The following is a 13,282-nucleotide window of genomic DNA, read 5'->3' as shown; positions in this document are numbered from 1 at the left end:
TTTTTCACTCTTTCTCACTCTTTTTCACTTTCCCCATTCTTTTTCAAAGCACAGGGCCGCGGCGCCGATGACGCCTTCGTCGTGCTGGAGTTCAGCCGGCACGACGGCGGTCCGGCGGCCGGCCGCGTCGAGTGCGTAGCGGCTGACGTGCGACCGGATCGCTTCCAGCAGCGGTTCCCCGACTTGCGAGACGCCGCCCCCGACGATGATTTTTTCGGGATCGAATGTGTTGACGAGCGACACCGCCGCCACACCGATCGCGCTGAATGCCCGCCCGATGAAAGCGCCGATTTCCGGGTGGCCGGCTTGGTATAGATCGAACACATCTTTCGTCGTCAGTTCCCGGCCCGCAATCGCCGATCCGTGCTTTGCGATCGATGTGCCTGACGCGATCATTTCCAGGCAGCCGTGCAGCCCGCAGAAGCAGCGGCCGAACGCCGGGTCGACGGGGATGTGGCCGATTTCGCCGGCGTTGCCCCGCGAGCCGCGGACCAGCCGGCCGTCCGCGATGAATCCGGCGCCGATGCCGGTGCTGACCGTCATATAGATGAAGTTGTCACAGTCACGGCCGGCGCCGAACCGCTTTTCGGCGACTGCCGCCGCACTGGCGTCGTTTTCGAGCAAAGCCGGCACGGAAAATTCCGCTTCCATCATGCGGACGATCGGCACATCGGTCCACGTCTCTAAATATGGCGGCCGGCTGACGATGCCCCGCCGGCTGTCGAGCGGCCCCGGAGCGCCGATGCCGATGCCCGCGAGCTTCCGCACGGGGACGCCCTCCGACGCCAGCAGTTCCCTGATTCCGGCGGCGATCCGCCCGATCATCTCTTCCGGCGGCACCGCCGCGTCTGTCGGAATGACCCTCTTCGCCAGCAAGTCTCCGGTTTTATTCAATAAAGCCATCGCCGCTTTTGTACCGCCGATGTCCACGCCCACTGCCAATTCGCTCACGCGCGGACCGCCTCCAGTGCCCGGCCGAGCCTGCTGAACAAGTCATCCAGCTCCGCTTCCGTGAGTTCGGCATACGCATCGCCGAGCGCCATTTCGAAGTAGCTCCGGTCCGCCCCCGCGTCCTTCAGGGAAGCGGCAATGCCGATCCCCGTCTGCTCCTGTACCTCAGCCAGCGCACGGGCCGCCTGCTCCTTCGGAAGGCTGATATGGACGTGGAACATGTTGCTCACCGGCACATCCGGCAGCGTCGTCACGAGCGGAAGTCCGCTGAACCGCGCCGCCAGCGCTTTCGCTTCCGTATAGTAATCCCCGAACCGGTCTTTCCGTTTTTCGAAATGGTGGTCCGCCGCCATGATGTACGGATACAGCGAAATGAGGTTGCCGCCGTGGCGGTGCTTCCACACCTTCGCCTGGTCAATAAACCCTGCATCTCCGGCGAGCACCGCACCTGCGATGCCGCCGATTCCTTTATAGACCGATAAATAAACGCTGTCGAACAGCGCGCTCACCTCGGACGCGGATTTCCCGTAAACCGGGAGGACTTCCAGAAGCCGGGCGCCGTCCATATGAAGGCGGATGCCATGTTCCCGGCAATAAGCGGAAATCGCTTCCAGTTCTTCATAAGGCGGCAGCTGACCGCCGATCTCCCGCTGCGGCAGTTCGAGAAGGATGCAGGAAACGGGTGCTTCAAGGCGCCGGATGTCTTCGAGCGTGATCACCTTGTCCGGGTCCGTCAGCAGAACGGAATCTATCCGGTGCAGTTCTTTCAGCGCATCCGATTCATGGATCTCCAAATGCGAAAGCGGGTGATAAGCCACCCGCGGCACCCCTTTCTCATCCGACCAGATGCGCAATGCGGCCTGCTGGGCCATCGTGCCGCTCGGAAAAAACTCCGCCGCTTCTTTCCCGAGGAAAGCCGCCATCTTCTGCTGGAAATCCTCGATCACCGCGCCGGTGCCGTACTGGTCGCTCATCATGCCGGCGCTGACGCCTTCGAACGCTTCTTTCAGGATGCTGACGTTCCGCTTTCCGTGGCCCGCCAGCTGCTTTTCGGTTTGGTTGAACGTTTCTTTCAGTCGCTGCACTCCACTCATCTCCCGTAACTCGTATGTTGTCATGCACTCTTCCCTTTCCATTATGCAACGAGTCCGCCCATCGGACAACTTGGTGTGCTTCTCAGAGGCCATGCGTGGGCGGGGCGAGAAAATGAAAGTGCCAGGCACCCGTTTTCTGACAACGGGTGCCTGGCACTTATTTTCTTGTTGTGTGACACAATTAGATAATTGGTGCCAGGCACCAAAAAATCCGCAAACCGATTTCAGGAAATTCCACTCCGCCGCCTCATCCTCATCGCCCTTTTCAAGGACAGCCAGAGTACGAGGAGCGCCACAGCCAGCGGCACGGCGATCCACCACATCTGCCGGGCGGTCTGCGCGACGAGGACGCCCGCCGTGCGCTCCACGGAAATTTCCCCATTGTGCGATTCGATGATGATTCCGCCGGCCGTCACCCGGTTCGGCAGTTCTTTAAGGTCGACCCACGCATAATCCCCGTACGCCTCCATGCCGGACAGGACATTCTCCAGCCGCCCGAGCCCCAAATACGGGTGGTAGAACAGCGCCAGCCAGCTGTCTGAAAACGCCGATACATAAGCGGCCCGTCCGAGCATCTTTTCTTCCGCCGCCGGATCACCCGGCCGGATATAACCGAGCGTCTCCGGCACCGCGCGCATGCCGTGGAGCTGAGCGGGCCTGCTGCTGAACAGCGGCGCATACGATCCGCTGTAGGTCGCATCCGACGTCTGGACCTCCCCGACATACGTCGTGAACATTTCGCTCAGCACCGCCAGCCCGGACTGGGACATCGTGTAATGGGGCGCCTCGAACGCAAGCGGATATAAACCGAGCGCCGTCAGTTCCGCGACACCGTTCCGGACCGATTCCGATATGTACGCCCGCTCGAACTCCAGCCCTTCCGCCACGAACGCGTCCCATTCCGCATCTGCCGCAAAATCTTCCCGCAAATAAACCCGGTCGTCTTTCGCCTGGTAGATCGGCCGGTCATATTCCATGTCCCAGTATTCCGAGCCTTCCCCCGTCTCTTGGTCACGGTACCGGTGGAAATAGCCATGCAGGATGATGGAAGCGCCGCTTTCCTGCAAATCGCGCAGCACATCCACGAGTTCCGGTTCCTGCGCAAGCTTCACCCGTTTGCCGGTCTCCGGATTGGAATAGACCGGGATGACTGTGATGGCGTACGGAATATCCCGCTCCGCCAAGTAGTCGCCGATCTCCCGCAGACGGTCCGGATCGGTTTTCGGATGCACGTCCTCAAGCCGCAGGAACTTTTTCGGCTCCCGCCGTTTTTTTCCGTAAAAGTCGAACAGGGCTTCCCCGAGCACGTCAGCGGCCGTCCCGGTCACATCGGTCATGGCGGCGAAAAACGTCTGCCCTTCCCTATACAGGAGCGGCCATTCCCCTTCCCCGGACCGACCGGTATACAGCACCCCGGCGCCCGTCGCTCCGTAGTCGATGAGCAGTTTATCCGCCGGCGCTGCCCATTCCCCATCCGCCGAGGCGATCCGCTCCACTCGCCGGACGACCGGTTCCTTCAGCGTTCGGGCTTGCGGCAGTTCATCCAAGTGATCTCCGATGAGCAATAGCGGTCCGTCGTAACCGGCAAGCAGTCCCGCTGGCGGCCGCCTGTCCGCTCCGAAATAAATGATGTGCGAGTAGCGGTCCAGCTCCTCCTCCAGCGCCGCCTCCGCGGAAAGCGTCCGGACAGAAGACGCGAAGTGACCGGCCGCCATGTCCAGCACTTGGACATCCGCCGCATCCGCCTCGGGGCCGGCGTTCACGATGATCAGCGTGCCGCCTTCCGCGGCATGTGCCGCTCCTGCGCTGAGCAGCAGCCATAGCGCACCGAGCCCGGCCAGGATCTTAGCCATCCGCCTCCCCCTCCCTTTCCGCTTTCAGCGTATGATACAGTATGAAATCAAAAAAGTGCAGCCGCTCTTTATCGCTTTTCTTATACAGCTGATCCGCCCTTGCCGCCGTCTGCCCGGCCGCCGCCTCTTTCCCGGTTTCCGTGAAGTAGCGATGCAGGAAATAGTAGACGGCGAGCGACTCGTAGCCGACAGCCGCCTCCCCTGACTTCCGCACGTACCGTCCGTACAGGCGGCCGTTCCGTTCCCATTCGGCGGAGAGCCAGGCGTCGAACGCCTCGGATTCGAGCCCCGCGTCCTGGCGGTTGATCGCGATCAGCAGCTGATCGACCAACTGTACTTCAGGAGCGGATTTGTACGTACCGCTCTCGAGGTCGTAGTATTCCGGGAAAAATATTTTGCTGCCATCCAGATCCATCAGCAAAGTCCCCGGTTCGATGACGCCCGGCAGTCCGGCGGACAAGTAGCTGAGTGTCACCCGGTCCGCCGCCAGTCCGTACTGCCAGTCATAAAAATCGACTGTCACGCCGTCCCGCCGCTGCACAGTGCCGATATTCGCCGCCAGTTCGGCGGCGAGTTCCCGGTATGCCGGAACGCCGAAGCGCGCACTTCCTTTATTCAGCGCCTGAATGATCCGCACATCATCGACGAGGGCATTGACCTGAGTGTCATGGAACAGCCGCCAGCGGATGAACGGACCGCCGTCCCGGTCGATGAAGTACCGCTCCAGCTGGTCTGTCTGGTGTTCGAACCCTTCCGCATCGTCAGTCATCAGCAAGTAGTCCATATACAACCCGAGACTTTCCGCCAGCACGCCGGATTCCGGTTCCATTGGATACGCGCGGATGAGTCCCGACTCATCCATGTAGCGGTCCGCCGTCTGCTCCTGCACGCTCTCCGGTCCGCCTGTGGCGCATCCGCCGAGCAGCAGCCCCGCCAGCAGCAGCGGTCCGAGTTTATTCCCCATCATGCCGGCCGTTTCACCCGCTCCGTCTTGTCCCAGGCGAGAGACTTCCGGCGGAACCGGCTCCAGCTGTACAGGACGAAGCTGCGGAACAGCAGCAGCAGGAACAGCTGGGCGTACGTGAAGTACATGACGAGGGCGAGCAGCACGCCGGCGAGCGACACGCTGCGGTCGATGACGAGCGCGCTCAGCAGCTGCCCGACGTAGACGACATACGTCAAGAACCACAGCATCATGATCGGCGTCTGCATATGCGGCAGTTCATAACCGGCGACGCCGAGGACGAAGAACAGATCCGACACCAGCAGCATGAGCACGAACACGAGGTACGTGAAGGCGTGCTGCAGACTCAGGATGAACGATCGCCCTTTCCACAGCCGCCGCTCATGGAACGATTTCTCGAGGAGGTAAATGTTGCCCGTCAGCCAGCGCGTCCGCTGCCGGATGAGCGCGCGGATCGTCTCGGGCTCCTGCTCCCACGTCCGCGAATCCGGGACGACCGGCAGCCGGTAACCGGCGGCATTCAGCCGGACGGTCAGCTCCGCGTCTTCCGCGAGCGCGTACACATCATAGTCCCCGAGCTCCGTCGCGACCGACTTGCGCAGCAGCATATTGGTGCCGGCGAGCGAGCCCAGCTTGAACAGCGACCAGCGCCCGCACTGCATGAGCAGCTGGAACACCTGGAACTCGAGGCCGATCATGCGCGTGAGGACGTTCGCCGCCATATTCTTCGTCTTCACATATCCGACCGCTCCCGCGGCGTCCGGCGTCCGTTCCGCCGCCTCGACGAGCCGTTCGACCGCATCCGGTTCCGGTTCATTATCGGCATCATACACCGCGATGTAATCCGCTTCGATCGTCCGGATGCCGTAGTTCAGCACGCGCGACTTCCCCGACGGCTTCCCGGGCGGCACCGGCACATAGTGGATGCGCGAGAACACGGCGGCGAATTCCTGCGCGATGGCCGCAGTCCCGTCCTCCGATCCATCGTCCAGCACATACACATCCAGCCGGCCCCCGTAATCGAGGCGCACCATCGCCCCGAGCGTACTTTCCAGCACCAGTTCTTCGTCGCGGGCCGGGATCAGGACGGCGACACTCGGATAATGCGCCAGCCGTTCCCGTTCCGGTGTCCGGCTGCGGCTCCAGATGCCGGCGACCGTCAATGCGGAATAAAACAGGAGAAGCAGCCAGAAAAACGACAGGATGACCGTAATGGCGTGCGTCATGACGAACGCCCCAGTGCGGCTGCCAGCTGCCCCAGATCCATCGCCTGTACGGCCGCGACGCGGAACGGCGGCTCGAGGAGATTCAGCTCGGTCCGGAGGTTCTCATGGTAGCGCTCGACGACGCGCGCCGCCCCGGCCTCATCAGTATCTTTCAGCAAAAGATAAATCGTGTCGTTGACGCTCGTGACCAAATCGTACTTCTGGCGGATCGTATTTTTGATCGTCCGTTCCAGCGACGCCATCAGACTGTCCCGCGTCCGGCGGCTCTCATGCTCCAGGCTGATCTCCACGAACCACGCCTGCTCCTTCTTGCGCTCGCCCGCCTTCATGATCCACGCCGCCTGTTCGATGAACTCGTTCGCCGTCAGCAGCTCGGAATGCCCCGTGTATTTCTGGAGCAGTCCGATCTGCCGCTTCAGCTCGTCCTTCTCATAACCGATATGTTTTATTTTATTCAATAAAACCCAATACAGCAGAAGGAACGCCGTCAGAAGCAGGTGGCTGTAGATGTACGGTAATTCGCTCACCGACTGCCTGCCCGTCAGGAACGCATAGAATGTCAGAAAAGCTCCGTAGCTCAGGATCGCGCTCATCGCATAAAGAAACACATACCGCTCGTGCACCGCCGCCATGACCAGCACCGACAGCCCCGCCACGAACGCCACTTCACGCGCGAACGGCAGCGGAATAACGAGAATCGCCCAGCCGGCAGCAAGCAGCAGCAGCAACAGCACACCCAGTTTCAGATTATCCCCCATCATCAGCACCCCTTTTAAGGTGTTTTAATTTTTGTAAAATTCTATTATTAATCCCATCGTACTACTTTTTAGCCTACGAAACTACTGCTTTTCGATTATTTTTGAAATGTAATATTTGAAATATTAGGCCTTGTTTTATTCGATGAAAAGAGGTCTTTAGAAAGGGGATATAAAAAACCGCTCCCATTCGGGAACGGTTTTTGCCGCCAGCATAACAGTCTGCTGATTCCTATCCGTAGACAGAAGAGAGAGAATACGCTTCCTTAGATATTCTGAAATCAAATCTGTTTTTTGCTATTCCTATCCACCCATTTACGCCATATCGAAAAAAACAATATTAGGGCGAATACGGCGAGCGGTATGGCAAACCACCAGAACACACTCCACACCATCGCAACCTTGACTTCACTTTCCCTTTCGATGTGGAGGTTCCCGGAAGCAGCAGTGATTGTAATCCCATCTGTCTTCACTCGGTGGTTTTCCGCTTTCAGATCTATCCATTCATAGTCTCGGTACTTCTGCATGCCTTCCATGATATCTTTGAGCCCATCCAATCCCAAATAAGGATGATAAAAGAAAGCAAGATAGCTATCGGAGAATGTCGAGACATATGCTGCTTTTTCCTTTATCCGTTTTGGAGCGTGGGTGTCACCCGCTTTCATATAGCCGAGGGTTTCAGGGATTACCCGCATCCCGTTGAGCTTGGCTGGTCTGCTGTCGAACAAACTGACCGACAGCCCAGCGCCAGTTTCATCACTAATCTGAATTTCACCGACAATAGTTGTAAAGTATTCCGATAACACCTTATATCCGTTACGGCTCATCGCATAGTGCGGCGCCTCGAAAGCGACCGGGTACAATCCGAGCGCTGCCATCTCGGACACTCCCTTTTCGACTGTCCCTGCAATATATGACTCCTCGAACTCCTTTGCTTCTTTTAAAAATGCCTCGTAATCAGTCTGCGAGCTGAAATCCGCCCGCTGGAGCACACGTTCCCCCTTCGACTGATAAATCGGCCTGTCATATTCCGAGTCCCAGTATTCGTAGCCTTCACCAGTTTCTGTATCCCGGTACTGGTGCCTGTATCCGTGCAGAATAAGTGAAGCTCCGTTCTTCTGCATCATTTTGAGTGTTTCCACGAGATCCGGGACATCGACCAGCCTGATTTCCTCCTTTGTCTGAGGATTGACGTAGACAGGAATAACTGTCACGGCGTATGGAATGCGATTGGCGGCCAAAAATTCCCCGATCTCCTTCAGTTGTGAAGAATCGCTTTTCGGATGGACATCCTCCAATCGCAGAAACTTCACAGGCGGCTTTTTTCCAGCTCCGTAGAATTCAAATAGCGCTTCACCGAGGTAATCAGCCAAATTCCCTGAAATACTGTGGGAAGCCACCCCGTACACACGGCTGTCTCCGAAAACGAGCGGATATTCCCCTTCCCCGGTTTCAGTAAAATAAAAGATATCCCGGTCCCCGACTGATCCGAATGCCGTCGACACTTTATCTTCTTCCGCCAAATGCCGCCCTTGCTCATCCAGAATACCACTCATGATCAGCCGGCCATCCGCAGCCAGATCGGCAAACGGGCGGAAGCTGTTGATGTGATGACCGATCAACAGCAATTTTCCGGTATAATTGTCAAACAACTGAACCTTTTCTGCAGGCACAGCCGCCTCACTGAATCCCGCGTAAAATACATGACTATAATCCCCGAGATTTTCGACTTCTTCTAAAGGAAGGATTTTCACTTCATCAGAAAAGTGCCCAGCCGCAAGATCAAGGGCATGGAGATCGCCTTCATGTGCCATTTCTTCCCCGGTAAAAGCGATTAGTGTGGTCACTCTGCGGTCAGCCGCTTCCGCCTGAAATCCACCGAACTGAATGACTGTGGCAAACAGGACGATCAGGGCAGCGCAACATTTTTTCATCTTACTCCCCGCCTTCAGTTCCTCATTCATTCAATAAAAGCAGCTGGTAGTGGATATAATCGAAAAAGTGGACGTTCCCCGAAAGTTGTTCTTCCGCTAATCTCTTCGCCCGCTCCGCTACTTGTCGGGCAAACTCCTCATTTCCAGCAGCTGAAAAGTAATCGTGAAGGAAATAATAGACGGCTAAGGATTCGTATGGCACGGTTGGTTGGAGGGTTGCCCGGTCGTATCTGCCATGCAGCTTCTCATTCCGGGTCCATTCCGCGATAACCCATTCATGGAACCTCGGTGACTTCAAGCCTGACTCCAGCCGGTTCTTAGCAATCAGCAGCTGATCGACCATGTGTGCCTCTTCAGCGAAGATAAAGCGTTCTTCTTGAATATCATAGTATTCCGGAAAAAATACTGCTGTATCTTCAATATCCTTGAGTACATTCCCCGATCGGATTGTCTCCGATGGATCAGAGATCAGATAGCTGAGAGTAATACGCTTTGCCGGTTTCTGGATGGACCAGTCATAGTAGTCTACTGTATATCCTTTATGCTGTTGGTTATCTGCGATTGTTTGTGACAGACGATCAGCCAGTTCTTTATAGGCAGAGATGCCAAAAGCGGCACTTGCTTCATTCAGAGCCGTAATGATCCGGATATCATCGATCAGGGCGTTTACGCTTGTGTTTTTATGCAAGACCCATTGAATGAATGTGCCCTCATCCTGCTCCGTCAAAAAGTGTTTTTGAAGAAGATCCACCTGCCGTTTAAATTCAGCTTCCCTGCCTGTCGCTACTAAATAATGCATGTATAGTCCTATGCTTTCCGATAAATAGCTGGAATCTTCTTTCCTAGGATATGCGTGGATGAGCCCTTCATCGTTCATATATAGGTCCTGCACTTCCTCTATAACAGGAACGGCACTCTCCTCCTCTTCAGGCTGACTGCAACCGCCATTCAGCAGCAAGATCAGAACGACTGCTTCCCTGAACCTTTTCATTCGACATTCCCCTTGAACCGCTGTGTCTTATCCCATACAATCGTCTTTTTGCGTGCACGGCTAATAGTGTACATCGTGACACTCCGGAATAGGAGGAATAGAAAAATTTGCGCATACGTGAAATACATGACGAGCACAAGCAAGACATTTTTCACAGTCAAATTCCGATCGATGACGAGTGAACTGAGCAGTTGGCAGACATAAACGATATAAGTCATGAACCAGAGCATCTCGAGCGGCGCTCCCACCAACGGGAGACCGATACCGGTGATTCCGGCAATGAAAAAAATATCAGATACGACCAGTAGCAGGACAAAAAAGAGATAAGTCACCACATGCTGGAGGCTGAGCATGAACGTCCTGCCGAACCATGCGGAACGGTCTTGGAATGATTTCTCCAGCAAATAGAGATTTCCATTCAGCCAGCGGGTCCGCTGTTTGATAAACGTCTTCATCGTCTCCGGTTCCTGTTCCCATGTCCTGGATAGCGGAACAACAGGCAGCACATAACCGAGCGCGGTTAAACGAACTGTTAGCTCAGCATCTTCCGCAAGCGCCAGGGGATCATAGCCGCCTAATTCTTCGATGACAGATCGCCGGAGAAGCATGTTAGTCCCGGCCAATGAGCCGATTTTGAACAGTGCCCATCTCCCGCATTGCATAAGGAGCTGGAATACTTGGAATTCAAGGCCAATCATACGTGTCAATAAATTCGCCGAAGCATTCTTAGTCTTCACATAGCCGACAGCACCTGCCGCTTTAGGTGTTTGTTCTGCTGTTTCTATAAGTTTTTCAACAGCATCTGCTTCGGGTTCATTATCCGCATCATAAACGACAAAGTACTTGGAAGATGAAATACTCAACCCATAGTTTAGTACTCGTGATTTCCCCGAAGGATAACCTGGCGGAACCGGAATATAATGAATGCGGGAAAAGGTCTCAGCAAATTCCTTCGCGATTTCCGCGGTATTATCTTTGGAATTATCATCTAGTAAATAAATATTTAGTTCACCAGGATAACGGAGCTTCGCCATTGCATTCAGTGTATCTTCGATTACAACTCCTTCATTGTGGGCTGGGATTAGCACTGCTACATTAGGATAATCTCCTTTAAGTTTTTCCGGCGCTTGGCTGCTGATCCGCTGCCATAATCCAGCCACAGTGAGGGCGGAATAAAACAACAGAAGTAACCAGAAAAAGACCAATATCGCATACAGCAATAAAGTCATACAGTAGCCTCCCCGAATCTCCTTAACTGTTGGACATGAAAGACCTGCTCCTTCTGAAATTCAAATGGAAAATTCACAAAATTAAGCTCCCCACGCATCTTGTCCTGATATCGGCGCAAGACGCACTCTGCACCGGTCCCATCAGTGTCTTTCAGGAGGATAAAAATTTTATCTTCTGTACTTGTCACTAAATCGTATTTCTCCCGAATTGTTTCGGTCGCCGCCTGTTTGAGGGCTGTCAGCAGACTGTTTCTCATTCGCTTTCCTACTGTTCCGATGTCTATCGTAAGGAGCCAAGTCTCTTTCCGATTCCGTTCCGCAGCTTTCAAGATATATACGGCCTGGCTGGCAAATTCCGCAGGAGTAAGTACGTCTGTTCCGTGTTGAGTCTTGCGCATATTGTCAAGTTCTCTCTTCATTCGCTCTGTTTCATACCCAAGATTTTTAATGTAACTGATCATGATCCATGAGGAAACGATGAATACCGTTAGCAACAGGTGACTTGTTATATAGTACAGTTCCCAAGCCTGCAAGGAGGGATTTCGGAACATAAATACTATCAAGTAAGCACCAAAGCTGACGATAACACTGGCAGTATAAAAAAAGCTGTACCGGTCATGAATCAGGCAAAGAATGACGATAGACACCGCACTCGCTACTGCAATTTCTCTGGAAAAGGGAAATTGAAAAACAAGGATCGTCCATCCAGACGTTAGAACAAGGAGCAGCAGTCCGCATGATTTTAGGTTCTTTTCCATTTTCATCATTCCTTTTTTCTGAAATTTTTAAAAGTTGTTTAAATGTCATAATACTATTATTTTTGACAATTTAAAGGCTGATGAAATGTTATTTTTATTACAACGGTAAATTAAGCAGTGCTTAAGACCTTTAATTCTTTTAAACAAAAATCTTATTCTGCTTTTATTTCACACTAAAATCCTTTTTGGTTGGGCAAAAACAGGAAATAATCCGTTTCGTCAGAATATCATTCTCCGCTCAATCGAAAATTTAATTAAAAGGCTAAAAAAAGGAAAATGGAACTAGATAATCTCAAAAGAAAGCCTTTTTTCACAACTGATCTGTTGAAGCTTTAAAAAATCAAAAAAAACCAGCAATTTGCAGTTAAGCAAATTGCCGGTTTACGGTAATTTGGAAGTAAGCTTATGGATGTCGGTCTCTCAATGATTCTTCCTGCCCTCAGCCAAACTCGATCGGATGCGTCGTCTCAAGCTCCACGATATTGTCCTTCGGGTCTTCCCGGTTGACGGTCCGCACCGTCATGTCGGCGCGGCCTTTCTTGCCGTCGAACGTCTCGAACGTCACGTGCACCGGCTCCTCCGACTCCAGGTTGTCCAAAAACAGCTCATAGCGCTGCACGTTCTTCATGACCAGCTCATACTGCTGATTCCCGTCCAGTTCCTTCTCCAAAAACGACCCTGAAGCAAAATCGATGTTCTCCCCGCTCTTCGTCATCTGAAGCTTCCGCAGTTCATACGCCGCCATCGAAAAAACTCCTTTCCGTTTAGGGGTACATTACTTACTGTTGACACCTTCAGCGGAAATAAAACCTGTTTATGCACTTATTTCATTCCACCGAAAACGGGACGGCGACGGACACTTCATGGAACGGTTCCTCCATCGGCATGAATGTCTTCACGAGACGGTAATCGCCGGGCGTGAGCGTCACACCGAGTGACTCGACGGAAAGCGGCTGGCTCGTTTCCGCCCCCGGTGCCAGCACTTCGCCGGTATCCCGGAATCCGGGGTCCGTGAAAAAGATGGCATCGGAATGATCCAGCGCGTGCCAGGCACCGTCTTTCAGCACTTCGATCGAGAAGTAGCCGCCGTATTCATATGGCTTTCCGCTGCCGTTTGTCAGGCGGACGGTGATCACCGGAGGAGAACCGGTGAAGGCATCCTCGGAAAGAGCGGCGGAAAGTCCCGCTTCCGCCGCATCCATCCGCTGCTCCGGAACCGGATCCGGCAGCGTCGGCGGGCCGGGCTGACTGCATGCGGCAAGGAGAACTAAATACATGAGCAGCTGTTTTTTCATGACAATGCGCCTCCCGTTTAAGCATAAGCTGCAGCGGGAGGCAGCGGCATTGACGGGGGTCAAGGGGGTTTGTGATTTGGTATTGAGAATGGGGCTGTTGAGGGGCGGGATTTCGACTCTGCAGCCGCCTATTTCGACTCTGCAGCGCGCTATTTCGACTCTGGAGCCGTCTATTTCGACTCTGCAGCCGTCTATTTCGACTCTGGAGCGTGCCATTTCGACTCTGCAGCGT

At 54.4% G+C, this 13,282-nt stretch carries 12 protein-coding genes; all 12 read right to left on the bottom strand.

Annotated features, from left to right (window positions below; all coding sequences use genetic code 11):
- Positions 1-24 precede the first annotated feature (24 nt).
- Positions 25-951: an ROK family protein gene (locus CCE92_RS12945; protein WP_241536051.1), complete on the bottom strand. Its 927-nt coding sequence runs from the start codon at positions 949-951 to the stop codon at positions 25-27.
- Positions 948-2,045 carry a threonine aldolase family protein gene (locus tag CCE92_RS12940; RefSeq protein ID WP_088008536.1) on the bottom strand — a complete coding sequence of 366 codons (1,098 nt, stop codon included), beginning with the start codon at positions 2,043-2,045 and terminating at the stop codon, positions 948-950. The genes CCE92_RS12945 and CCE92_RS12940 overlap by 4 nt, the downstream gene beginning before the upstream one ends.
- A 224-nt stretch (positions 2,046-2,269) precedes the next feature.
- Positions 2,270-3,898 (bottom strand): polysaccharide deacetylase family protein, encoded by a 1,629-nt coding sequence (locus CCE92_RS12935; protein ID WP_088008534.1) that lies wholly within the window; start codon positions 3,896-3,898, stop codon positions 2,270-2,272.
- Complete coding sequence (locus CCE92_RS12930) at positions 3,891-4,865, bottom strand: hypothetical protein (protein ID WP_088008531.1); 975 nt, start codon at positions 4,863-4,865, stop codon at positions 3,891-3,893. Before CCE92_RS12930 ends, CCE92_RS12935 begins: the two co-directional genes overlap by 8 nt.
- Positions 4,862-6,088, bottom strand: a complete 1,227-nt coding sequence (locus CCE92_RS12925) for a glycosyltransferase family 2 protein (protein ID WP_088008529.1) — start codon at positions 6,086-6,088, stop codon at positions 4,862-4,864. The genes CCE92_RS12930 and CCE92_RS12925 overlap by 4 nt, the downstream gene beginning before the upstream one ends.
- Positions 6,085-6,846 carry a hypothetical protein gene (locus CCE92_RS12920; RefSeq protein ID WP_088008527.1) on the bottom strand — a complete coding sequence of 254 codons (762 nt, stop codon included), beginning with the start codon at positions 6,844-6,846 and terminating at the stop codon, positions 6,085-6,087. Before CCE92_RS12920 ends, CCE92_RS12925 begins: the two co-directional genes overlap by 4 nt.
- Before the next feature lie 278 nt (positions 6,847-7,124).
- A complete protein-coding gene (locus tag CCE92_RS12915; RefSeq protein ID WP_162287877.1) occupies positions 7,125-8,777 on the bottom strand; it encodes a polysaccharide deacetylase family protein in 1,653 nt (550 codons plus the stop codon).
- A gap of 22 nt (positions 8,778-8,799) precedes the next feature.
- The gene (locus tag CCE92_RS12910; RefSeq protein WP_088008522.1) at positions 8,800-9,768 is read right to left on the bottom strand and encodes a hypothetical protein; all 969 of its coding nucleotides are present in this window, start codon (positions 9,766-9,768) and stop codon (positions 8,800-8,802) included.
- Positions 9,765-10,997, bottom strand: a complete 1,233-nt coding sequence (locus CCE92_RS12905; RefSeq protein WP_088008520.1) for a glycosyltransferase family 2 protein — start codon at positions 10,995-10,997, stop codon at positions 9,765-9,767. Before CCE92_RS12905 ends, CCE92_RS12910 begins: the two co-directional genes overlap by 4 nt.
- On the bottom strand, positions 10,994-11,755 hold the full coding sequence (locus CCE92_RS12900) for a hypothetical protein (protein ID WP_088008518.1): 762 nt from the start codon (positions 11,753-11,755) through the stop codon (positions 10,994-10,996). The genes CCE92_RS12905 and CCE92_RS12900 overlap by 4 nt, the downstream gene beginning before the upstream one ends.
- Before the next feature lie 439 nt (positions 11,756-12,194).
- Positions 12,195-12,500, bottom strand: a complete 306-nt coding sequence (locus tag CCE92_RS12895) for a hypothetical protein (RefSeq protein ID WP_088008516.1) — start codon at positions 12,498-12,500, stop codon at positions 12,195-12,197.
- 82 nt (positions 12,501-12,582) lie between these two features.
- Positions 12,583-13,050, bottom strand: a complete 468-nt coding sequence (locus tag CCE92_RS12890; protein WP_088008514.1) for an immunoglobulin-like domain-containing protein — start codon at positions 13,048-13,050, stop codon at positions 12,583-12,585.
- Positions 13,051-13,282: the final 232 nt, after the last annotated feature.

It is taken from the genome of Indiicoccus explosivorum (genome assembly GCF_002167005.1).
Taxonomy (GTDB): Bacteria; Bacillota; Bacilli; order Bacillales_A; family Planococcaceae; genus Indiicoccus; species Indiicoccus explosivorum.
The sequence above is the reverse complement of the archived record's forward strand: the minus strand, read 5'-3'. Positions and strand labels throughout refer to the sequence as shown.

Excerpts from the sequence above, each read along its gene's own strand:
- CCE92_RS12920 (WP_088008527.1), bottom strand. The coding sequence starts at position 6,846 with ATGGGGGATAATCTGAAACTGGGTGTGCTGTTGCTGCTGCTGCTTGCT.
- CCE92_RS12905 (WP_088008520.1), bottom strand. The coding sequence starts at position 10,997 with ATGACTTTATTGCTGTATGCGATATTGGTCTTTTTCTGGTTACTTCTG.
- CCE92_RS12940 (WP_088008536.1), bottom strand. The coding sequence starts at position 2,045 with ATGAGTGGAGTGCAGCGACTGAAAGAAACGTTCAACCAAACCGAAAAG.
- CCE92_RS12890 (WP_088008514.1), bottom strand. The coding sequence starts at position 13,050 with ATGAAAAAACAGCTGCTCATGTATTTAGTTCTCCTTGCCGCATGCAGT.
- CCE92_RS12915 (WP_162287877.1), bottom strand. The coding sequence starts at position 8,777 with ATGAAAAAATGTTGCGCTGCCCTGATCGTCCTGTTTGCCACAGTCATT.
- CCE92_RS12900 (WP_088008518.1), bottom strand. The coding sequence starts at position 11,755 with ATGGAAAAGAACCTAAAATCATGCGGACTGCTGCTCCTTGTTCTAACG.
- CCE92_RS12935 (WP_088008534.1), bottom strand. The coding sequence starts at position 3,898 with ATGGCTAAGATCCTGGCCGGGCTCGGTGCGCTATGGCTGCTGCTCAGC.
- CCE92_RS12895 (WP_088008516.1), bottom strand. The coding sequence starts at position 12,500 with ATGGCGGCGTATGAACTGCGGAAGCTTCAGATGACGAAGAGCGGGGAG.
- CCE92_RS12930 (WP_088008531.1), bottom strand. The coding sequence starts at position 4,865 with ATGATGGGGAATAAACTCGGACCGCTGCTGCTGGCGGGGCTGCTGCTC.
- CCE92_RS12910 (WP_088008522.1), bottom strand. The coding sequence starts at position 9,768 with ATGAAAAGGTTCAGGGAAGCAGTCGTTCTGATCTTGCTGCTGAATGGC.
- CCE92_RS12925 (WP_088008529.1), bottom strand. The coding sequence starts at position 6,088 with ATGACGCACGCCATTACGGTCATCCTGTCGTTTTTCTGGCTGCTTCTC.